Here is a 19,867-nt window from a genome sequence, read left to right as displayed (position 1 = left end):
ACCTCCCCGTTTTGGTGGGTGGTTTGTGGTCTTGTTCGGGGCGCCCCCCCACCACTTTTGGGGGGGGGGGGGGGGGGGGGGGGGGGGGGCCCCCGGGGGGGGGGGGGGGGGGGGGCCCCGGGGCCCCCCCCCCCTCCCGTCCACCGTCAGGTCACCGCCACGCCGCCAGCTCACGCGAGAGCGTCGCCCGCGCCCGGACGAGCATCCCGCGCACGGTCGAGACCGGCAGGCCGAGCGCATCGGCGACCTCCCGGTAGGACAGCTGCTCGACGTGCCGCAGCTCCCAGCACCGGCGCTGCGTCGCGGGCAAGGTCATGAGCACCGCCGACGCAGCCTGCGCGAGGGACGCACGCTCGGTGACACCGGTCGGGGCGTGGTCGTCCGCTGCGGGCGTCGACTCGTCGAGCCGTCCGGTGACCCGCGCCGCGGCCCCGCTGAACCGGTCGTAGCTCCGCCGCCGAGCAGTGGTCACGAGCCAGCCGCCGACCGCCGCTGCATCGACGATCGTCCCCAGGTGCGTCCACGCCGCGAGGAACGTCTCCTGCACGACGTCGTCGGCGTCCGCGTGGGAGTGCAGGACGCGCATGGCGGTGGCGTGCACGAGCGGCGTGTGCCGTCGCACGATCGATGCGAAGTCCGCGGGCTGCGGTGGTGCTGCGGTGGGGGCGCGCATGAGCACGGTGGGCTCCGATCCTCGGGTAGATGCGTCCAGGGGATTCGGAATCGGGTCACGCCGAGAGGGTCGGGGTGCTTACCCCAGATCGCGGGGAAGCGGGCCCGATGCCGGGCCGCCCGACCAGCGCCGGATGGTGTCCTCGTCGAGGGCGGTGATCCCTCGGTGCACCGGGAGGGTGACGTGGAGTGCGATCTTCGCGTCGTCGGGTGCCAGCCGATCCGCGAGGGGGAGGAGGTCGGTCTCGTGACCGTCGGACGCGGATCAGCAGGGACCGACAGCACGAGGCACGACCGCGTCGTGGGTCCCATCGTGTTTCCCGATGGACCTCGGCTGCCATTCGGGCTACCTCCCCGCCCCACCCGTGGCCAGGGTGGACCCATGCAGCTCTCCTCCCGCTTCGCCACCCGCAACGCCGACCGCTTCCGCTTCGTCAAGGCACCCGGCCTCGACACCCCGCCCGCGCAGCGCGACCCCGCGGTCATCGAGACGGTGAGCCGCATGCTCTCGGAGATCGAACGCGGTGGCATGGACGCGATCGCCCGGTACGCCCGGGAACTCGACCGGCAGGACGCACCCCTCGAGCTGTCCGCTGCCGAGATCGCGGCGAGCGGTGATCGCCTCGCGCCGGACCTGCGTGAGGCGATCGAGCTCGGCTCGGCGCGGACCAAGCAGTTCGCGGCGATGCAGCGGGAGCACCTCACGGACTTCGAGGCGGAGCTCGCCGACGGCCTCGTCGTCGGCCAGCGCTACGTGCCTGTCGGCAGCGTCGGCGCGTACCTGCCAGCCGGGCGCTTCCCGCTGACCGCGAGCGCGTTCATGACTGTCGGGGTGGCCAAGGTCGCTGGTGTCCCGTCCGTCGTCGCGTGCACGCCGCCGCAGCCGGACGGCGGCGCGAACGACGCGGTCACGTACGCGGCGCACCTGTCCGGAGTCGACCGGCTGTTCGTCCTCGGTGGGGTACAAGCGCTCGCGGCGATGGCGTTCGGTCTGCTCGACACGGACCTCGACCCGGCCGACATGCTCGTCGGCGCCGGCAACGCGTACGTGGCCGAGGCGAAGCGCCAGCTCTTCGGGACGGTCGCGATCGACCTGCTCGCCGGTCCCAGCGAGGTGGCGGTCATCGCGGACGACTCGGCGGACGCGGAGATCGTCGCCGCGGACCTGCTCGGGCAGGCCGAACACGGGCCGAACTCCCCGGCGGCCCTCGTCACGACGTCCGAGCGGCTCGCGCACGAGGTCGTGGCCGCCGTCGAGCGGCAGCTCCCCACGCTGTCCACGAACGCGATCTGCGGGCCCGCCTGGCGCGACCACGGTTCGGTCGTGCTCGTCCCGACGCGCGAGGACGCCGTGCTCGTGATGGACGAGCTGGCTCCGGAACACCTCGAGGTCCAGACCACCGACGACGAGTGGTACCACGACCACCTCACCAACTACGGCTCGCTGTTCCTCGGGCACTGGAGCACCGTCGCCTACTCGGACAAGGGCATGGCCGGCACGAACCACACCCTGCCGACCGCCGGGGGAGCGAAGCACAGCGCCGGACTCTCGGTGTCGCGCTACCTCAAGCCGCTCACCTACCAGCGCATCGCCCGCGAGGCCACCCCGTCGGTGGCGCACGCCGTCGACGTCATCTCGGCGAGCGAGGGCATGAGCGCGCACCGCGCCACCGCCACCATGCGTCTCGACACGTACGCACCCGTCGTAGCGAGCAACGACTGACCCCTGCACCACCCCCGTACCTCCCACCCCACCCGACCCGAACACCGACCGCATCGGAGCCAGCGATGACCACCGAGCACCACTCCAGCCCAGTCCCCTCGAGCCCCGGCGCCGCCGGCCCCGGCCTGAAACGAGAGCTCAAGGTCGCCGACGCCGCGGCGTTCTCCGTCGGCCTCATCGGACCCGTCGGGGTCATGGCGCTCCTCGGGGCGGGTGCCGCGGGCATCCTCGGCCGCGGCGCCACCTGGGCCTTCGTGTTCGCGCTCGTCGCGGTGTCCCTCGTCGCGTACGGGTTCGTGAAGCTGTCGCGGCACATCGCGCACACGGGCTCCGTCTACGCCACGGTGGGCATCACGCTCGGCGCGCGAGCAGGGTTCGTCGCCGGCTGGGCACTGTTCTTCGGCTACGTGACGATCGGTGCCGGGTCCGGCATCGAGATCAGCCTGTTCGTCACGCAGCTGTTGAACGACGTCGGGCTGGACGTCGCGCCGGACTGGATCTGGGTGACGATCGTGGCGCTCGCCGTCGTCGTGCTGCTCGGACGCCGCCCGGTCCACGTCATCACGCGGTCGTTGCTCTACGCCGAGCTGATCGGTGCCGTGCTCGTCACCGTCCTCAACGTCGTCGTGCTCGTCCGGCTCGGGGTCGGCGCGGCGCCCGCCGGTCGGCACCTCAGCTGGGACTTCCTCGCCCTGCCGAGCGGCACCGACGTCGGTCTGATCGCGGGCGCCGCGGTGTTCGGGTTCCTCGCGTTCGCCGGCTTCGAGGGCGCGGCGACCCTGGGCGAGGAGACGAGCAACCCGAAGCGGGACATCCCGAAGGCCCTGAAGATCGCGATCGTCGTCGTCGGAGCGTTCTACCTGCTGTCGATCGTCGCGCAGTCGCTCGGCTACGGCACCTCGGCAGTCGGGGTGAAGCAGTTCGCCGGCTCGGCGGCCCCCTACGGCGACCTGGCCCGCACGTACGTCGGCAGCTGGCTCGCGGACCTGCTCACCCTCGCCGCCGTCGTCAGCCTGTTCGCCATCTTCCTCGGCACCCTGTCCGGAGCGTCGCGGGTCCTCTTCGCCCTGTCCCGCGACACCGGCATCGCCCGGCCGGTCGCGAAGCTGTCGCCGCAGGGATCGCCGATCAACGCCCTGAGCGTCGTCGCGGTCGTCGTCCTGCTCGTCGTGGTCGGGGAACGGCTCTCGGGCGCAGCGGTGCTCGACGCGACGTACTGGGCGCTCACCGTCGGGACCATCGCACTGCTCGTCGCCTACGTCCTCGCCACCGTCGGGGCCGTCCGGTTCCTCTTCTTCTCGCGCCGGACCGACACCCCGAGGTGGCAGATCGTCGTGCCGGTCCTGGCGCTCGCCCTGGTGCTCTACACGATCTACAAGAACGCCGTCGGGCTCGAGGCGCCGTACAGCTTGTTCCCGTACATCGTCGCGGCGTGGCTCCTCGTCGGGCTCGCGATCACGTTCCGGACGGGGCTGGTCGAACGGGTGCGGGTCGCCCTGGCAGCGTCGACCGGGGACGGCCGGGAGGCACCTCCCGCAGTCGACGACGGCACCGCACCGCCGCAGCGACCCGCGTCCCGTGACGACGAGGACGTGGTCGCGTGACCCGCGTCGCCGCGGTCCAGCTCGCGCCCGTCGTCGGTGACCTCGCGGCGAACGCCGCGACGGTCGGGGCGGCGCTCGCCGCCGTCCCGGACGACGTGGACGTCGTGGTCCTGCCGGAACTCGCGACGAGCGGCTACGTGTTCCGCGATGCCGCGGAGGCCCGCTCTGCAGCCGTCGCCGCGACGGACGCGACCGTGACGGACTGGGCGACCACCGCCTCCCGGCTCTCCGGCGGCGCCGGTGGCGTCGTCGTGGGCGGCTTCGCCGAACTCGGCGACGACGGTGTCGTGTACAACTCCGCCGCGGTCGTCGACCCGTCCGGGGTGATCGGCGTCTACCGGAAGGTCCACCTGTGGGACGGCGAGAAGGAGTGCTTCACGCCGGGGTCCCGGCCGCCGCTCGTCGTCGACACCCGGCACGGGCGCATCGGCGTGGCCATCTGCTTCGACATGGAGTTCCCGGAGTGGACCAGGCTCGCGGCGCTCGACGGTGCGGACGTGCTCGCGGTGCCGACGAACTGGCCGTACGTCGAGCGCCCCGCGGGGGAGCGTGCCCCCGAGGTGCAGATCGCCATGGCCGCCGCGCGGGTGAACCGGATGGCGATCGTGTGCGCCGACCGGTGCGGCACCGAGCGCGGGGTCGACTGGAACGAGGGGACCTCGATCGTCGATGCCGACGGATGGGTGCGCGCCGCGACGGGACCGGGCCCCGGCACGGTGGTCGTCGACCTCGACCTCGTCGCCACCCGGGACAAGACCCTCACACCGCGCGCGGACCTGTTCGGTGACCGACGACCGGACCTCTACGGACCGCTCACGGGCCGGTGACGACGCCGGTCACCCCTCGGTGAGGAGCTCGCGGGCCAGACGGGCGAGCTCCGCGGTGGCCGCCGACAGGATCGACCCGTCCCGTTCGACGAGCGCGACGGTGTCGTGGACCGGCTCGGCGAACGGCGTCCAGTGCAGCCCGAGGCCCGCGGCGGACACCTCGGCGACCGCCCGGGCGATGAACGTGTCGCCCACTCCCGACGCGACGAGGGCGAGCGCGGTCTCGACCTGCTCGACCTCGACGTGCGGCTCGAGGGACACCCCGGCGAGGCGGGCACGTTCGGCGAACTGCCGTCGGGTGGGGTCGCGCCAGCCGTAGTGCGCGTCGTACAGGACGAGGCGACGAGCGGCCATGGCCTCGATCGTCATCGGCTGCTCGGCGACCGACGGGTCCCGGCTGACGAAGACGACCTCGTCACGGCGGAGCGGCGTCACCCGGAGCCCGTCGGTGTCGATCGGCAGGACGACGAGCCCTGCTTCGAGACCGCCCGAGGCCACTTCGTTCGCGACCTCGACCGAGTTCAGCCCGATGACCCGGAGCCGCACGGCGGGGTGCGCGGCGTGGAACCGGGTGAGGAGCTCGTCGAGCGCGTAGTACTTCGCGTTGCGGAGCAGTCCGAACGACGCCGTCCCGCCGACCAGTGACGTCACCGCGCGGAGCGCCCGGTCCGCCGAGTCGGCCTCGGCGATGATCCGCTCCGCCATCGGCAGCAGCACCGCGCCGGCGTCCGTCAGGGTCAGTCGCCGCCGGCCCCGGACGAACAGTGCGGTGTCGTACGCGCCCTCGAGCCGGCGGACGAACTCGGAGATCGACGACTGCGAGCGGAGCAGAGCCGCCGCGGCCGCCGTGAACGAGCCGAGGTGGGCGACGGCGACGAAGACGCGCAGCTGCACCAGGGTCACGGCGGCAGCCTACTGGTGTCGTCGGCGGGCGGCGGTGGTCAGACGATCGTGCTGCCGCCGTCGACGAGCAGTTCGCTGCCCGTCATGCCGGAGCTCTGGTCGGACGCGAGGAAGAGGACGGTGGCGGCGACCTCCTCAGGGCGCAGGAGCCGTCCGAAGGGGAGCCCGCTGGCGACCTGGTCCAGCCACGCGTCCGAGTCGCCGGGGGCGAGCCCCACGAACCCCGGTGTCTCGGTCGGACCGGGGACGACGGTGTTGATCCGGACGCCGCGGGGAGCGAGTTCCCTGGCCCACGTGCGGGTCAGCGCCGCGACCGCCGCCTTCGAGGCCCCGTACAGCCCGAGCATCGGTTCGGTGCCCGCGGCCGACGTCGATCCCGTGACGACGATCGTCGACCCGTCGTGCAGGAACGGCAGCGCGCCCTGCACGGTGAGGAGCGTTCCCCGGACGTTCGTGCCGAAGGTCGTCTCGAAGTCGTCGGCCGTCACGGACTCGAGGGCCCCGAACTCGCCGACTCCGGCGTTCGCGTGCACGACGTCGAGCCCGGTCCCCCGCTCGGCGACCGCGCGGAAGACCGTCGCGATGCCGTCCGGACGCGTGGCGTCGGCGCGGACCGTGGTGACGGCGTCGCCGAGTTCCGCCTGGATCGCGTCGAGTGCTTCCTGGCGCCTCCCCGTGACGACGACGTGGGCGCCCTCGGCGACGAAACGGCGCACGACCGCGAGTCCGATCCCCGACGTCCCGCCCGAGACGAGTGCGGTCTTGTCCTGCAGTGTTCCGGTCATTGCATGCTCCGATGCGAGTTGTTGACTGATTGATCCAGAACGGTACGTCATAATGGACGGATCAGTCAACAACGAGACCCGGAGGAGCCCCGGTGCCACGACCACGCAAGTTCGACGAGGCGGACGTGATCGAGCGTGCGCGGCGCACGTTCGCCGAGACCGGGTTCGAGGGCACGTCGCTCGACGACCTGCTCGAGGCCACGGGGCTCGGGCGGCAGAGCCTCTACAACGCGTTCGGCGGCAAGAAGGAACTCTTCATGCGGGCCTTCCTCAGTGACACCGACGGTGCTGTCGACGCGGTGAAGACCGTGCTGCAGAGCGCCGAGCACCCCATCGCCCGCATCCGCACGCAACTCGTCTCGGCGGCGGTCGAACACGGCGCCGCGCAGGCAGCACCGTCGCTGCTCGTGCGCGCGTCGGTGGAGCTCGCCGCTCGCGATCCGGAGGTCGCCGCGACCGTCACGAAGGCCTTCGACGCGATCCGTGCCGACTACGCGGCCTGCATCGTCGACGCCCAGGTGGCCGGTGAGATCGAGGCGGATGCGGACGCCGAGGCGCTCGCCACCTACTTCTGCGCGGTCATCGAGGGGATGGGTGCCATCGGGCGGGTGGGAGTGTCGCGTGCGGAGCTCCTGCGCGTCGGTCTCACCAGTCTCGCCGTGGTCCCGATCACGCCGCTCGGTGAACAGCACCTCAGTGCGGAGGGCCGCGCCTGGAGCTGACTGCTCGGTTGCTCAGTCGTCCTCGGTGCCGCCGAGCAGTGCCGCGAGCCAGGGTTCGACGACGTCCGCGACCTGATCGGGCGTGCGGGAGCCGCCCGCTCCAGGGTCGAGGCCCGGTAGCCCGATGAAGTGCCGGGCGATCGTCAGCCCGAGGATGCTCGACACGACGATGGTCGCCCGGAGTTCGGCGTCCTCGGTACCGCTGGCGTGCGCGAGTGCCTCCACCCGTTCCTGCAGGTAGCTGCGCATGAGCTGCGCTGCCTGCTCGGACGTGAACATCGAGCGGATCAGCGCGCGGGTGGCCGCGGGGAGTTCGAGGAGCCGCGCGTCGAGGACCGTCCGCAGGTGGTCGTCGACGTCGTCCGCGCTCACGGAGGCGACGGGCTGGACGGCGAGCGTGAACAGGTTGTCCTTCGACCCGTAGTGCTGCAGCACGAGCGAGGGGTCGACTCCGGCGCGCTGCGCGATGCCGCGGATCGTCGCACGGGTGCCGTGCACACCGAACTCGGTCTGCGCGGCCTCGAGGATCCGGGCAGCGGTGGCGGCTCGGCGGTCCTTGCGGGGGAGTGACTCGGGCACGAGTTCACTCTACAGACGGTGAGCGGAGGTGCTACGGTTCACTCAACAGTTGATGAGCGAAAGGGTGACGTCGTGGCGGATCTGCTGATCGGGATCGAGGAGCACTGGGTACACGAGGGGATCGACCGTGCGCAGCGCGCGTTGCCGGCTGACCGGCGCGACGACAGCCTCGTCCTCAACGACCACGGCGATGCCGCGCGGCGCCTCGGCGACGTCGGGAGCGAGCGCCTCGCCGCGATGGACGCACAGGGCGTCGACATGCAGGTCCTGTCCCTCGCCCCTCCGGGCACGCAGGGGCTCGACGCCGCCGAGGCGGTCGCGCTGAGCCGCGACGCGAACGACGAGGTCGCTGCCGCGGTCGCCGCACACCCGGATCGCTTCCGGGCCTTCGCGACCCTGCCGCTCGCCGACCCGCACGCCGCCGCCGTCGAACTGGAGCGCGCCGCGGCACTCGGCCTCGTCGGCGTCATGCTGCACGGCCGGACCGGGGACGTCCTGATCGACGACCCGCGCTTCGAGGAGCTCTGGACCGTCGCGGAGCAGCTCCGGCAGCCGGTGTTCATCCACCCGCAGATCCCCCCGCGGGCCGTCCGGGACGCCTCCTACACCGGGCTCGGCGGCCTGCCCGACCTCGCGCTGGCGACCTTCTCGTGGGGTTGGCACCTCGAAGCGGGAACGGCGGCGCTCCGGCTCATGGCACGAGGCGTGCTGGATCGCCACCCGTCGCTGCAGCTCGTGCTCGGGCACTGGGGCGAGCTCCTGCTGTTCTGGCACGACCGCGCCGACGGACTCGCACGTGCGGCCGGCCTCGAACGGTCGATCACGGAGTACCTGCGCGAGAACGTCTGGATCACGGCCTCCGGCATGCTCGACCCGGCGATGCTGCGGCACGCCCTGAGCATCACGACGCCGGACCGGCTCCTGTTCTCGACCGACCACCCGTTCCAGCAGCCCACCCGCGAGGAGATCGCCGCCTTCCTCACGGCACTGCCCGATCAGCAGGCCCGCGATGCCTTCGCGTCGGGGAACGCCCGCCGGCTGTTCGGTCTCACGGGCTGAGCACCCCGCCGCCGGTACGCTGCGGACATGCCGGGGGACTTCACGATCCGAACCACGACCGAGCGCGACTGGGAGCAGGTGCGCGCCCTCCGCATCGAGAACGCCACGGACGACCCGATCTCCTACGGCGCAACGCTCGAGTACACGCTCGCGATGACCGAGGACGACTGGCGGCTCCGCGCGAGACGTGGCGAGGGGACCGAGACGACGAGCGTGGTGGCGGTCGACGGGACGGGCCGTTGGACCGGGATGATGAGCGGCCAGGTCGGTGACGCGTACGGCAACGATCCCGTGCTCACGGGCGTGTACGTCACGCCGTCGTCCCGCGGCCGGACGAACGGCGTCGCGGATGCGCTGCTCGACCACGTGGTCGGGTGGGCAGCGGGGCACGGCGAGCGGCTCCGCCTCGAGGTGTACGACCAGGCGGTGCCGGCTGGGCGCTTCTACGAACGTCACGGGTTCCGCGCGAGCGGTCGCTCCCGCGACTTCCGACTGCTGGGGCAGGGGCGGGACGCCCCGTCGCTGCGCCTGGTCGAGTTGGTGCGGACCGTCACGTGACCGGCTGACGGACGGGAGGCGCGGTGCGGCCCCGCCCCGCGCCTCCCGTCCGCTGTGCGGTCGTCAGACGGCGGCGAGCTCCCGCGTCAGCGCCGCCACGAACGCGTCGATGTCCTGCTCCGAGGTGTCGAACGAGCACATCCACCGCACCTCGTTCCGGCTGGCGTCCCAGTCGTAGAACCGGAAGTGCTCGCGCAGCCGATCGGCCACGCCGGCCGGCAGCGTCGCGAAGACCCCGTTCGCCTGGGTCTCCTGGCTGAATCCGACGCCACGGATGCTGCCGTCGGCGATCCCCGCCTCGAGGGCGCCGCGGAGTCGCTGCGCCATGGCGTTGGCGTGCCCGGCCGACCGGAGGTAGAGGTCGTCGCTGAGCAGGGCGATGAGCTGTGCCGAGACGAAGCGCATCTTCGACGAGAGCTGCATGTTGAGCTTGCGGAGGTAGTGCAGGCCCTCCGATGCCTCGGGGTTCAGGACGACGATCGCCTCGCCGTAGAGCATCCCGTTTTTCGTCCCGCCGAAGCTCAGCACGTCGACGCCGGCGTCGGTGGTGAAGTCGCGCAGGGGGAGCCCGAGGCTCGCGGCCGCGTTCGAGATGCGGGCGCCGTCCATGTGCAGCGTCATGCCGAGCGGGTGGATGTGGTCGGCGATCGCGCGGACCTCGTCCACCGAGTAGGCGGTGCCGAGTTCGGTGGTCTGGGTGATCGAGACGACGAGCGGCTGGGCGCGGTGCTCGTCGCCCCAGCCCCAGGCCTCCTTGTCGATGAGCTCGGGGGTGAGCTTGCCGTCCGGCGTCTCGACGGGCAGGAGCTTGATCCCGCCGACGCGCTCGGGGGCACCGGCCTCGTCGGTGTGGATGTGCGCGGTCGAGGTGCACACGACGGCACCCCAGCGGGGGAGCATCGACTGCAGTCCGACGACGTTCGCGCCGGTGCCGTTGAAAACCGGGAACGCCTGCGCCTGCGACCCGAAGTGCTCCCCGATGACCTCGTTGAGCCGTGCGGTGTACACGTCTTCGCCGTAGGCGATCTGGTGGCCGTCGTTGGCCGCCGTGATCGCCGCGAGGATCTCGGGGTGGATGCCGGCGTAGTTGTCCGAGGCGAAGCCCCGCAGGTCCAGGTCGTGGAGTCGAAGGGTCACGCGTTCATCCTAGGTTCGGGGCGTCGCCCGCCGAGAGCGGGATGCGGGTGCCGTTCACGGCTGCGGGGTCGGCCGACCAGAGCCGCACGACCTCGTCGCCGAGTCGCGCCTCGAGGCCGGCGAGTGCACGCACGACGAACACGACCGCGGCGGCGGTGTCGGGCGCGTCCGTGCCGAACCCCTGGGCGACGGCGCGGACCCAGGCGTCCGAGGCGGCCTTCGCGGCGGCGTAGTTCGCGGCGCCGGCGGTGGGCGAGTCGACGGTGGTGGAGGAGACGAAGGCCAGGCGTCCGGCGGGCGAGGCGACGAGGTCGGCGAAGAACTCCCGCGTCGTGTTCCGGAGCGTCCGGAAGGCCCGGTCGAAGAAGTCCCAGTCGTCGTCCGACTGGCCGACGATGCTGCCACCGCCGCGCCAGCCACCGACCAGGTGGACGAGCCCGTCGATCGGCCCGAGGTCCGCGTGGATCCGTGACGCCAGCGCGGCGACGTCCGCACGCGACGAGAGGTCGCACGTGTGGGTGGTGACGCCCGGGACGGCGGTGCTGAGCGCCTCCAGGCCCGCCGCCCTCGTGCCGACCGCGACCACTGTCGCACCGGCGGTGACCAGCGACCGAGCGACGGCCTCGCCGCTGGTGCTGGTCGCGCCCGCGACCAGCACCACGCGACCGGTGAGCGACCCATCGCTCACGCGGCGACCTCCGTCGTCCCGGTGATCCCGGCCGTCGACGCGATGACCGGCGCCATCTTCTTGTTGAGCGCCTCGTAGAACATCGACAGCGGGAACTCGTCGTCCATGACCGCGTCGGTGTAGCCCTTCGGCGGTCCGGCGAGCGTCTCGATGGGGAGTCCGCGCGCCCAGGCCGAGGCCGGGTGCGGCGTGAGCGTCCGGGTGAGCATCTCGTACGCGGCGAGCCAGTGCGCCGCCTTCGGCCGGTCGATCGAGCGCCGGTACAGCTCGTTGATCTCGTCGCTGAGGGCGATGATGACGTCCGGGACGGCCTCCCAGTCGATGGTGAGCTGCGTGTCCGTCCAGTGCAGGACGTCGTGCTGGTGCATCCACGCGAAGAGCAGCTGGCCGCCGAGGCCGTCGTAGTTGCGGACACGGCTGCCGGTGATCGCGAAGCGGAAGATGCGGTCGAACACGACGGCGTACTGCACGAGGCGCGCGTGGTCACGGATGGCCCGCTGCGCGTCCTGGAGGCTCGCATCCGGCAGCGCCGAGAGGGTGCGTTCCAGACGCACGGACTCACGGAACGCGGTGAGGTCGCAGCGCAGCTCCTCGAGCGAGTAGAGGAAGAACGGCATCCGCTGCTTGATCATGAACGGGTCGAACGGCAGGTCCCCGCGCATGTGCGACCGGTCGTGGATGATGTCCCACATCACGAAGACCTGCTCGGTGAGCTCCTGGTCGTCGAGCATCGCGCGCGCGTCGTCAGGGAGGTCGAGCTTGGTGATCTCGGCGGCTGCGCGGACGACCCGGCGGTAGCGGGCGGCCTCGCGGTCCTGGAAGATCGCGCCCCACGTGAACGTCGGCAGCTCGCGCATCGCGACGGTCTCGGGGAAGAGCACGGCGGAGTTCGTGTCGTACCCGGGGGTGAAGTCGACGAACCGCAGCGCGACGAAGAGCGCGTTGCCGTAGTCCCCGGCCTCGAGCTCGGCGATGAACTCGGGCCAGATGACCTCGACCAGGACGGCTTCGACGAACCGCGAGGAGCTGCCGTTCTGCGTCACCATCGGGAACACGACGAGGTGGCCGAGCCCGTCGACGCGGTGCTGCTGCGGCTGGAACGCGTTCAGGGAGTCGAGGAAGTCGGGGACCCCGAACCCCTCGTCCCGCCACCGGGTGAAATCGCGCTGCACGGCCTCGAGGAAGGCCGCGTCGTGCGGGAAGTGCGGTGCCAGCTCGGCGATGGCCGGGACGATCGTCGCGACGTGCTCGGTCGCGGCAGCGTGGTCGCCCTGCTCGGGCACGGAGCCGTCCTGCACCTGGACGGTCTGCAGCGCGGTGACGGCGTCCTGCAGCCGGAGCCAGGCCGGGTGGGCGGCGACCTCGCGCACGGACAGGCGGTCCTCGACGACCTCGGGTTCTCCGACGATGGCGTCCTTCGAGAACTCCTGGACGAACTGCGACATGTCGTACCTCCCGTCGTTGGGCTGGCTGCGGGTGCGCTGGTGCATCGAGCCTAGGGAAGATCGGGGGGCGCAAAGTTGCCCATCTGCGGCGGAAACGTGCGCGTCCGGCGGCCCCGCGCTCCGAACTGATCGCACCGCGCAAGGTTCCTCCGTTGCAGGGCTGGACTGCGCTCGACATCGCTCCACCGGTACGGTCGCAGTGAGCTTCAGGGAGGACCGTGGACGAACGGATCAGCGACGGGTCGAGCGTCGCCGTCGAGGTCGTCCACCCCGGCGACCCTCTGGCTGATGGGATCGTGCGGACGTACCTCGCCGAGGTCGCGTCGCGCTGGTACGGACGCCCGGCGACCGAGGACGAGGTCGACCAGGCGCTGCGCGACGAGCCGTACGACGGGCTGCACGGCGCGTCCGGGGTGTTCCTCGTGGCCGTCGAGCGGGGACGACCGATCGCGTGCGCCGGAGCACGGTTCGGTGCCGGTGTCGGTCTCGGTGTCGCCGAACTCACGAAGGTCTTCACCCTGCCCGAGGCGCGTGGACGGGGCACGGCGGCCCGGCTCGTGCGCGAGCTCGAGGCGGCGTGCCGTCACCGCGGGATCGGCGTGCTCCGGCTGGACACCCGTGCTGAACTCGCCGAGGCCTGTGCGCTCTACGAGCGGCTCGGGTTCGAGCGCGTGCCCGCCTTCACCGACGACCCCTACTCGGACCGGTGGTACGCGAAGCGGCTCTGAACCGCAGCGACCGTGGGTCGGGAGGCGCGGGTCGGCGCCGCACAGCGCCTCCTGGTCGAACCGTGGTCGCGTCCACGGCTGCCGGGCCGACGACCGGACCCGGCTGGGTCAGCGCCGCCGCCCCGCGCGGCGCATCGGGACGTGTCCCCACCAGCCGAGGCCGTCGGCGTCCACGTCGAGGTCGTCGAGCCACCGGCCGAGCGGCTCGCCGATGTTGAAATCGGCGACTTCCCAGCCGAACTCCTCGGGTGTGGCTTCCTCGCCGGTCGTGTAGGCGTCCAGCCAGTCGATCGTCGTCGAGCGCTCGCGGACGATGCCGACGCGCGGGCCGCCCGACGGAGCGTCGTAGACCACGCGGAAGCCGTCCTCGGTCGCCCAGGCATCGTGGACGACCACGGACTCCGCTTCGGTCGGGCCGCCGTCGCGGAGCTTCCGCAGGCAGGCGAGGAGTGCCCGCGGACCCCACTCGTCCGACGCCGCCGCTTCGAGTTCGGCGATCAGTTCGGCATGTCGCTCGCTCAGCACCCGGACACACCGCCGGGTCCTGTCGTCTCGACCACGCTGCGCGTCAGGCGCTCGGACCGCTCGTCCGGTTCAACCGGTCGGCCGCACGCCCGAGGAGCCAGTTCACGGCCCACCCGACCACGCCGATGACCGGCACCGCGACGATCACGACGGTCCAGACGATCTTCACGAGGTCGCTCCGACGTCGGTCCCGCCACACCTGCACCAGCGCCAGTACGTCCAGCGCCAGCACGACCAGCAGGACCAGCACGTGTGCGCCGCCCAGGTTCTCGAGCACGTCGTTCTCCCCTCGTCCGCCGCGGCGCAGGGATGCGCTGCGCGGCGGTCCAACGATAGGAGGGCGCGGCGGGTGGTTCGTCAGTCCAGCGGTTGACATCGCTGCTCGCCGGGCGGGCCGAGCACGAACGCGCACGCTGGGCTGTCCGGGGCACGTCCTGGTCCTCCGATCGTCGGACTGCTCCCGGGCACGGTCGGGTCTACCGTCTGTTGCGTGCGGCAACGACGCCGCACGATGACGAATCGAGCATCATGCAACGACGGATGAAGCACCTCGTCGCGATCGCGCTGAGCGCCGGTGTCGTGGGGGCACTGCTGCCCGCGGTCGCCGCCCAGGCGGTCACGACGAGCGACACCCCGGACTTCGGGAGCAACGTCAAGATCTACAGCCCCTCGACGCCGACCTCGACGATCCAGGCCGACGTCGACGCCGCGTTCAACGCACAGCTCCGGAGCACGACCGCGCAGTTCGGGACGCAGCGCTCCGCCTTCCTGTTCAAGCCCGGGAGCTACGGCCGCGTGTGGGCCAACCTCGGCTTCTACACGACGGTCGCAGGCCTGGGGAAGAACCCCGACGACGTGACCATCAACGGCGCCGTGAACGTCGACTCCGGGTGGAACGCCGGTGACGAGAAGAACGCGACGCAGAACTTCTGGCGGTCGGTCGAGAACGTGGCGATCGTCCCCGAGGGCGGAACCGACCGCTGGGCGGTGTCCCAGGCCGCCCCGATGCGGCGGGTCCACATCAAGGGGAACCTCACGATGGGCCCCTCGAACCAGGACGGCGGCCAGGGGTACTCCTCCGGCGGGTACATCGCCGACACGAAGGTCGACGGGACGGTGACCTCCGGCTCGCAGCAGCAGTGGTACACCCGCAACTCGTCGATCGGGTCCTGGCAGGGCGGCAACTGGAACATGACGTTCTCGGGCGTGCAGGGCGCTCCCGCGAACGACTTCTCGAAGAGCTACACGACCCTGTCCACCACGCCGACGACCCGCGAGAAGCCGTACCTGTACGTCGACTCGTCGGACAAGTACCACGTGTTCGTCCCCTCGCTCCGGCAGAACTCGTCGGGCGTGACCTGGCCGAACACCGCCGGCACGGACATCCCGATGCGCAACTTCTACGTCGCCCACCCGGGTGACTCGGCGGCGACGATCAACAGTGCGCTGTCGCAGGGCCTCAACCTGTTCTTCACACCGGGCACCTACCAGCTGAACGCTCCCATCGCGGTCACCCGTCCCGACACGGTCGTCACCGGGATCGGCTTCCCGACGCTCGTGCCGACGCAGGGCAACGCGGTGCTCACCTCGACCGACGTCGCCGGCGTGAACGTGTCGAACCTCGTCGTCGACGCCGGTTCGCAGAACAGCGCCCAGCTGGTCCGACTCGGCACGAGCGGCTCGCACGTCGACCACGCCGCCGACCCGCAGAGCATCCAGGACGTCTTCTTCCGCGTGGGTTCGAGCATCCAGGGCAAGGCGACGACGACCCTCCAGGTCAACGCGGACGACACCCTGGTCGACCACATCTGGGCCTGGCGCGCCGACCACGGCGGAGCCGCCACCGGGTGGACGGTCAACACCGGCGCGACCGGCGTCGAGGTGAACGGCAACGACGTCCTCGCGACCGGTCTGTTCGTCGAGCACTACCAGAAGTACGAAGTGCAGTGGAACGGCAACAACGGACGGACGATCTTCTTCCAGAACGAGATGCCGTACGACGTGCCGGACAACGCGTCGTGGCAGAGCCCGACCGGTGCCGGCTACGCCGCCTACAAGGTCGCCGCGAACGTCACGAGCCACGAGATCTGGGGCGGCGGTGTCTACTGTTTCTTCAACACGAACCCCGCGGTGCACGCCGACCGGGCGTTCGAGGTCCCGCAGGCCGCCGGCGTCCGTGCGCACGGGCTCGTCACGGTGTCCCTCGGTGACACGGGCACGATCTCGAGTGTGATCAACGGGGTCGGGGGAGCGGTGCCGACGCCGGCGGGGAACACCGCCCCCAACCGGCTGGCGTCCTACAACTGATCCCGAGCGGGTCCCCGGCCGAGGGTCGCTAGAACAGGTTGCCCCCGCTGGCGACCTGGATCGCGATGACGGCTCCGGCGAAGACCACCAGCACGCCGACCAGTGTCGCGAGTGCGACGGGCCACCCCGTCCGGCGTCGGGCACGGCGCGCGACCGAACCGACGATCCCCGCGACGAGGACGACGAGCGTGAGGACGAGGTGCCAGTTGCGCACGGCCGCACCGGGGTCGTCAGCGCTGCTGCACCCCGGCGACGGTTGCGCGCACCCGGTGAACGCGAGCTGGCCGATGACGACGGCGAACCACGCCGCCGGGCTCACCAGGACGGCCGCGCCGAGGAGCAGGACGGTGGCGACGAGGTCGACCGAGCCGGGGTCGCGGGGTGGCGGCGCCTGCTCGGCTCGCGGCGGGTGCAGCACCAGGTCGTCGCCGGGATCGTCCCACCAGTCCTCGCGTGCCCCCATGCACCCAGCGTAGGCCGCGGGCGGTGGACGCAAGTTGGTGGCGGACGGGAGGCGCGGGTCGGGCCCGCACCGCGCCTCCCGTCAGAAGTGTGTCGAGCCGCGCAACCGGCGCGGTCGGCCGTCGGGGTCCACGGCGAGGCGCGCGGCGGGGCGCGCCCACAGACGCTGCAGCGCGGAGACCGGCTCCGGCTCGTGCTGGCGGATGCGTCCAGGGGGCCGCGGGCCGGGCTGCCCGTCCTCGTGCCAGTGGTCGAGCGCACGTGCCGTGGAGCGCCAGAGGGCGAGCAGGTCCGCGCCGGACCCGGTGAACCGCTCGTCGTCGGGCGTCGTCGCGAGGTGCTCCGCCCAGAGCTCGTGGCGGAGGTCCCGGGCGAGGGACCGGTCGTCGTCCGAGGTGTCCACGACGGCGCACGTGAGTTCGCTGTCGGACGTCCACGAGCGGCGGTTGAAGTTGTCCGAGCCGATCGTGAACCACTCGTCGTCGACGATGCAGACCTTGGCGTGGATGTAGATCGGGCGGCCGTCCTCGTGCTCGAGGTCGAAGGCGCCGACGCGGTCGGGTGCGGTGCGGCGGAGCGTCCGGAGCGCCTCGATCTGGCCGAACCGGCTCGGGGGACCGCCGAGCGGCCCGTCCGAGTTCGGGTATCGCGGCACGAGGACGACGACACGGAGCTCCCGGTTGCGTTCGAGGGCCTCGGCGATGCCGGTCGCGACCTCGCGCGACCAGAGGTACTGGTCCTCGATGTAGAGCAGCGATCGCGCTCGGGCGAAGGCCTTGCCGTACGCGCGGGCGATGCTCCGCTCACCCAGGGGCGCGAACGGGAACGGCGGGCGCTTCACCCCGTACGTGCGGAGGAGCTGCACGGCGTGGTGCCCGGCCGCTGGTGGTGGCGCCGTGCGTTCGGGCAGGGGCTCGGGGCGGCGCGGCATGTGGACGAGGCGTTGCAGCAGCATCCGGTACGGCAGGCTGCGGTCGAGGGGGAGCGGGTCGTCCCAGCGCTCGGCGAACACGGCGAGCACGTCCGCGACGACCGGCCCGCGGAGCTCCATCGACGCGTCGTGCCAGGCCGGGCGTTCCCCGTAGCGGGCGTCGATCGAGACGGGCTGCGGATCGCCCTCGTGCGCGGCGTCGTCGCGACGGCTGTGGCAGAGGTCGATCCCGCCGACGAACGCGACGTCGCGCGAGGGGTCGTCGCGGTGCTGGATGACGAAGAACTTCTGGTGGTGCGAGCCGAACACCCGGACGCGCTGGTCGAGCAGTACCTGGCCGCCGGCGTCGTTGATCTTCCGGCCCAGCAGCTCGTTCGACCGGGCGCTGATCGACGCCGAGACGCGCTCGCCGTGGGACCGCCAGATGAGCCCGCGCACCTCGATGCCCGCTCGTGCGCGGTCCGCCAGCAGGTCCCCGATCGTCGGGCCGTCCGGCAGCAACCGCTCGTCGGCGTCGCCGCGCCAGTCGGTGAACCAGACGCGGTCACCGGGGCGGAGGGCGGTCAGTTCCGCGTGGATGCGGTCGAAGTAGGCGGCGCCGTGCACGAGCGGCCGGACGTGGTTGCCCTCCGACCACGGTGCCGCGTCGGCGCCGGTGTCCCCCTCGGCGTCGGGCCGGTTCCGGTCCGTGTCGTCGTCGGGGTGTCCCGCGTGCACGCCGGTGGCGAGGTTGCCTCGCTCGTCGCGGGAGAGGAACCAATCAGCTGGACCGGTACGCACAGTCGAACAGTACGGGACGGCGACGTTCAGGGGCGCGAGCCCGGCAGGGGGATCTCGTGGTGCTCGTCCCACGGCTCGGCCCAGCCGAGGCGGTCGAACAGGGCGTCGAGGAGCATCGCGGTGAAGCCCCAGACGACGTGCTGCTCGGGGCCGGAGTCGATCGTGAACGCCGGGCCGCGCCACTCCTGCCCACCGCGGCGGATCACCGTCACGCCGCGGTGGGCGGGGTCGAGCAGGTCGGCCACCGGCGCCCGGAACACCGCGGCGGACTCGGCCTCGTCGACGACCCGGACGGGCGAGGAGTCGCGCCACCACCCGAGCACCGGCGTGACGAGGTGCCGCGAGAACGCGAGCGGCACCGGGGCGATCGTGCCGAGGACGTCCACGCCCGCGGTGTCGATGCCGGTCTCCTCGCGGGCTTCACGGAGTGCCGCGGCGGTCGCGTCCGTGTCACCGGGGTCGACCCGGCCGCCGGGGAACGCGATCTCGCCGGGGTGGGCGCGGAGCGTGGTGGCCCGTGCGAGGAGCAGGACGTCGAGGTCCCGCGAGACGTCGGTGCCGGCGGCCGGGCGGTCGCTCGGGACGTCGTCGAGTTCGCCGAACAGGATGAGGACGGCCGCGTTGCGGGAGGCACTGGCCACCGGCATGCCCGTGACGAGCGGGGCGGCACCGGGACCGACGAGCGCGGAGAGCTGCTGACGCGCCGGGTTCACGTCGTCAGCCTAGGTGCTGCGCCGCGAGGCGGAACATCCGGAAGGTGCGCCCCCGGGGGGATCTCCGAGGCACGACCCGTACGTTCCGAGTCAGCACCACCGGGACCACGGCGGTCCCGAACCGACACTGCACGGGAGCAGACCATGAGCGACACCGACGGCACCGCACCGAAGAACGACCCCGAGGGCACGCCGAAGCCGGACGGCCTCGGCGAGGACGGCACGATCCCCAACGAGCCCGACGGCCTCGCCGCCGGACACGTGGGCGACGATTCGCACTTCAACCCCGAGGAGGACGACGGCACGGCGTGAGGACACTCGTCACCGCCACGATCGGGGTCGGGCTGGCCCTGGCGCTCGCCGGGTGCTCGTCGCCCGGGTCCGCCTGCGCCGACTCCGGGCAGGGCAACACGGTGAACGTCGTCGTGCCCGAGCACCTCGCGGACGCCGTCGAGTCGGTCGCGGTGTGCATCGGGACCGACTGCACGCCTGAGCAGGAGTCGGCGACGTCCGAGGTCGACGTCGCGACCTGGACGGTCCCGGTCGAGCAGACGCAGGACGAACGCGGCCGTGTGGCGCTCTTCGGCGCCGACGGTGCGCGGCTCGACGAGCGCGGGGTCGAACTGGCCTGGACGGACCACGGCTTCGGCGCACCCCTGCAGTGCCGGGGGAGCGGTGTCGCCGAGGTCCGCCTCGACTGACGGCCCGAGGCGCGGGCG

The 19,867-nt window shown here is 72.0% G+C and carries 22 protein-coding genes; 10 read left to right on the top strand and 12 right to left on the bottom strand.

Annotated elements, in window-relative coordinates; genetic code table 11:
• Positions 1-151 precede the first annotated feature (151 nt).
• The gene (locus ACIPEP_RS17075; RefSeq protein WP_402717905.1) at positions 152-673 is read right to left on the bottom strand and encodes an RNA polymerase sigma factor; all 522 of its coding nucleotides are present in this window, start codon (positions 671-673) and stop codon (positions 152-154) included.
• Between the two features lie 381 nt (positions 674-1,054).
• Between ACIPEP_RS17075 and hisD the strand changes: the two genes are divergently transcribed.
• From hisD to ACIPEP_RS17060, 3 genes are all read left to right on the top strand, one after another.
• On the top strand, positions 1,055-2,395 hold the full coding sequence (gene hisD / locus ACIPEP_RS17070; protein ID WP_402717904.1) for a histidinol dehydrogenase: 1,341 nt from the start codon (positions 1,055-1,057) through the stop codon (positions 2,393-2,395).
• A gap of 65 nt (positions 2,396-2,460) precedes the next feature.
• A complete protein-coding gene (locus ACIPEP_RS17065) occupies positions 2,461-3,999 on the top strand; it encodes an APC family permease (protein ID WP_402717903.1) in 1,539 nt (512 codons plus the stop codon).
• Positions 3,996-4,826 (top strand): nitrilase-related carbon-nitrogen hydrolase, encoded by an 831-nt coding sequence (locus tag ACIPEP_RS17060; protein WP_402717902.1) that lies wholly within the window; start codon positions 3,996-3,998, stop codon positions 4,824-4,826. The genes ACIPEP_RS17065 and ACIPEP_RS17060 overlap by 4 nt, the downstream gene beginning before the upstream one ends.
• Positions 4,827-4,835: 9 nt before the next feature.
• Here ACIPEP_RS17060 and ACIPEP_RS17055 read toward each other — a convergent pair whose 3' ends face one another.
• On the bottom strand, positions 4,836-5,729 hold the full coding sequence (locus ACIPEP_RS17055; protein WP_402717901.1) for a LysR family transcriptional regulator: 894 nt from the start codon (positions 5,727-5,729) through the stop codon (positions 4,836-4,838).
• A gap of 38 nt (positions 5,730-5,767) precedes the next feature.
• A complete protein-coding gene (locus tag ACIPEP_RS17050) occupies positions 5,768-6,514 on the bottom strand; it encodes an SDR family NAD(P)-dependent oxidoreductase (protein ID WP_402717900.1) in 747 nt (248 codons plus the stop codon).
• Between the two features lie 92 nt (positions 6,515-6,606).
• Between ACIPEP_RS17050 and ACIPEP_RS17045 the strand changes: the two genes are divergently transcribed.
• Complete coding sequence (locus ACIPEP_RS17045; protein WP_402717899.1) at positions 6,607-7,236, top strand: TetR/AcrR family transcriptional regulator; 630 nt, start codon at positions 6,607-6,609, stop codon at positions 7,234-7,236.
• Between the two features lie 12 nt (positions 7,237-7,248).
• Here ACIPEP_RS17045 and ACIPEP_RS17040 read toward each other — a convergent pair whose 3' ends face one another.
• A complete protein-coding gene (locus ACIPEP_RS17040) occupies positions 7,249-7,815 on the bottom strand; it encodes a TetR family transcriptional regulator (RefSeq protein ID WP_402717898.1) in 567 nt (188 codons plus the stop codon).
• A 72-nt stretch (positions 7,816-7,887) separates the two neighbouring features.
• Here ACIPEP_RS17040 and ACIPEP_RS17035 point away from each other — a divergent pair, with 72 nt between their 5' ends.
• Both ACIPEP_RS17035 and ACIPEP_RS17030 read left to right on the top strand, forming a co-directional pair.
• Complete coding sequence (locus tag ACIPEP_RS17035; protein ID WP_402717897.1) at positions 7,888-8,874, top strand: amidohydrolase family protein; 987 nt, start codon at positions 7,888-7,890, stop codon at positions 8,872-8,874.
• A 27-nt stretch (positions 8,875-8,901) separates the two neighbouring features.
• Complete coding sequence (locus ACIPEP_RS17030) at positions 8,902-9,432, top strand: GNAT family N-acetyltransferase (protein ID WP_402717896.1); 531 nt, start codon at positions 8,902-8,904, stop codon at positions 9,430-9,432.
• Between the two features lie 63 nt (positions 9,433-9,495).
• On the opposite strand, the gene ACIPEP_RS17025 is transcribed toward ACIPEP_RS17030, so the two are convergent.
• The 3 genes from ACIPEP_RS17025 to ACIPEP_RS17015 are packed head-to-tail and all read right to left on the bottom strand — an operon-like array spanning position 9,496 to position 12,702.
• Complete coding sequence (locus ACIPEP_RS17025; protein ID WP_402717895.1) at positions 9,496-10,569, bottom strand: threonine aldolase family protein; 1,074 nt, start codon at positions 10,567-10,569, stop codon at positions 9,496-9,498.
• A gap of 4 nt (positions 10,570-10,573) precedes the next feature.
• The gene (locus tag ACIPEP_RS17020) at positions 10,574-11,257 is read right to left on the bottom strand and encodes an SDR family oxidoreductase (protein WP_402717894.1); all 684 of its coding nucleotides are present in this window, start codon (positions 11,255-11,257) and stop codon (positions 10,574-10,576) included.
• Positions 11,254-12,702 carry a DUF6421 family protein gene (locus ACIPEP_RS17015; protein WP_402717954.1) on the bottom strand — a complete coding sequence of 483 codons (1,449 nt, stop codon included), beginning with the start codon at positions 12,700-12,702 and terminating at the stop codon, positions 11,254-11,256. The genes ACIPEP_RS17020 and ACIPEP_RS17015 overlap by 4 nt, the downstream gene beginning before the upstream one ends.
• Before the next feature lie 218 nt (positions 12,703-12,920).
• Between ACIPEP_RS17015 and ACIPEP_RS17010 the strand changes: the two genes are divergently transcribed.
• A complete protein-coding gene (locus tag ACIPEP_RS17010; RefSeq protein WP_336698586.1) occupies positions 12,921-13,430 on the top strand; it encodes a GNAT family N-acetyltransferase in 510 nt (169 codons plus the stop codon).
• Positions 13,431-13,538: 108 nt separating this feature from the next.
• Here ACIPEP_RS17010 and ACIPEP_RS17005 read toward each other — a convergent pair whose 3' ends face one another.
• Entirely contained in the window at positions 13,539-13,955 is a 417-nt protein-coding gene (locus tag ACIPEP_RS17005; RefSeq protein ID WP_402717893.1) for a hypothetical protein, read from the bottom strand.
• A 43-nt stretch (positions 13,956-13,998) separates the two neighbouring features.
• Positions 13,999-14,232: a PLDc N-terminal domain-containing protein gene (locus ACIPEP_RS17000; RefSeq protein ID WP_022907408.1), complete on the bottom strand. Its 234-nt coding sequence runs from the start codon at positions 14,230-14,232 to the stop codon at positions 13,999-14,001.
• A 251-nt stretch (positions 14,233-14,483) separates the two neighbouring features.
• On the opposite strand from ACIPEP_RS17000, the gene ACIPEP_RS16995 reads away from it, so the two are divergent.
• Positions 14,484-16,262, top strand: coding sequence for a hypothetical protein (locus ACIPEP_RS16995; RefSeq protein WP_402717892.1), 1,779 nt, complete (start codon positions 14,484-14,486; stop codon positions 16,260-16,262).
• 28 nt (positions 16,263-16,290) lie between these two features.
• Here the strand turns inward: ACIPEP_RS16995 and ACIPEP_RS16990 are convergent, their stop codons facing one another.
• The 3 genes from ACIPEP_RS16990 to ACIPEP_RS16980 form a co-directional block, all read right to left on the bottom strand.
• Positions 16,291-16,725 (bottom strand): hypothetical protein, encoded by a 435-nt coding sequence (locus tag ACIPEP_RS16990; protein WP_402717891.1) that lies wholly within the window; start codon positions 16,723-16,725, stop codon positions 16,291-16,293.
• An 81-nt stretch (positions 16,726-16,806) separates the two neighbouring features.
• On the bottom strand, positions 16,807-18,435 hold the full coding sequence (locus tag ACIPEP_RS16985) for a phospholipase D-like domain-containing protein (protein WP_402717890.1): 1,629 nt from the start codon (positions 18,433-18,435) through the stop codon (positions 16,807-16,809).
• 26 nt (positions 18,436-18,461) lie between these two features.
• Positions 18,462-19,082 carry an NUDIX hydrolase gene (locus ACIPEP_RS16980; RefSeq protein ID WP_402717953.1) on the bottom strand — a complete coding sequence of 207 codons (621 nt, stop codon included), beginning with the start codon at positions 19,080-19,082 and terminating at the stop codon, positions 18,462-18,464.
• A gap of 210 nt (positions 19,083-19,292) precedes the next feature.
• On the opposite strand from ACIPEP_RS16980, the gene ACIPEP_RS16975 reads away from it, so the two are divergent.
• Both ACIPEP_RS16975 and ACIPEP_RS16970 read left to right on the top strand, forming a co-directional pair.
• Positions 19,293-19,460 carry a hypothetical protein gene (locus ACIPEP_RS16975; protein WP_402717889.1) on the top strand — a complete coding sequence of 56 codons (168 nt, stop codon included), beginning with the start codon at positions 19,293-19,295 and terminating at the stop codon, positions 19,458-19,460.
• A complete protein-coding gene (locus tag ACIPEP_RS16970; RefSeq protein WP_402717888.1) occupies positions 19,457-19,849 on the top strand; it encodes a hypothetical protein in 393 nt (130 codons plus the stop codon). The genes ACIPEP_RS16975 and ACIPEP_RS16970 overlap by 4 nt, the downstream gene beginning before the upstream one ends.
• Positions 19,850-19,867 lie beyond the last annotated feature (18 nt).

Origin of the sequence: Curtobacterium sp. NPDC087082, assembly GCF_044745045.1 — a bacterium.
Classification (GTDB): domain Bacteria; phylum Actinomycetota; class Actinomycetes; order Actinomycetales; family Microbacteriaceae; genus Curtobacterium.
This window is presented reverse-complemented; position numbering and strand designations above follow the sequence as displayed.

Bases quoted from the DNA above. Each gene is read 5' to 3' on its own strand.
- ACIPEP_RS17075 (WP_402717905.1), bottom strand. From the start codon at position 673: ATGCGCGCCCCCACCGCAGCACCACCGCAGCCCGCGGACTTCGCATCG.
- hisD (WP_402717904.1), top strand. From the start codon at position 1,055: ATGCAGCTCTCCTCCCGCTTCGCCACCCGCAACGCCGACCGCTTCCGC.
- ACIPEP_RS17065 (WP_402717903.1), top strand. From the start codon at position 2,461: ATGACCACCGAGCACCACTCCAGCCCAGTCCCCTCGAGCCCCGGCGCC.
- ACIPEP_RS17050 (WP_402717900.1), bottom strand. From the start codon at position 6,514: ATGACCGGAACACTGCAGGACAAGACCGCACTCGTCTCGGGCGGGACG.
- ACIPEP_RS17030 (WP_402717896.1), top strand. From the start codon at position 8,902: ATGCCGGGGGACTTCACGATCCGAACCACGACCGAGCGCGACTGGGAG.
- ACIPEP_RS17015 (WP_402717954.1), bottom strand. From the start codon at position 12,702: ATGTCGCAGTTCGTCCAGGAGTTCTCGAAGGACGCCATCGTCGGAGAA.
- ACIPEP_RS16995 (WP_402717892.1), top strand. From the start codon at position 14,484: ATGCAACGACGGATGAAGCACCTCGTCGCGATCGCGCTGAGCGCCGGT.
- ACIPEP_RS16990 (WP_402717891.1), bottom strand. From the start codon at position 16,725: ATGGGGGCACGCGAGGACTGGTGGGACGATCCCGGCGACGACCTGGTG.
- ACIPEP_RS16980 (WP_402717953.1), bottom strand. From the start codon at position 19,082: ATGCCGGTGGCCAGTGCCTCCCGCAACGCGGCCGTCCTCATCCTGTTC.
- ACIPEP_RS16975 (WP_402717889.1), top strand. From the start codon at position 19,293: ATGAGCGACACCGACGGCACCGCACCGAAGAACGACCCCGAGGGCACG.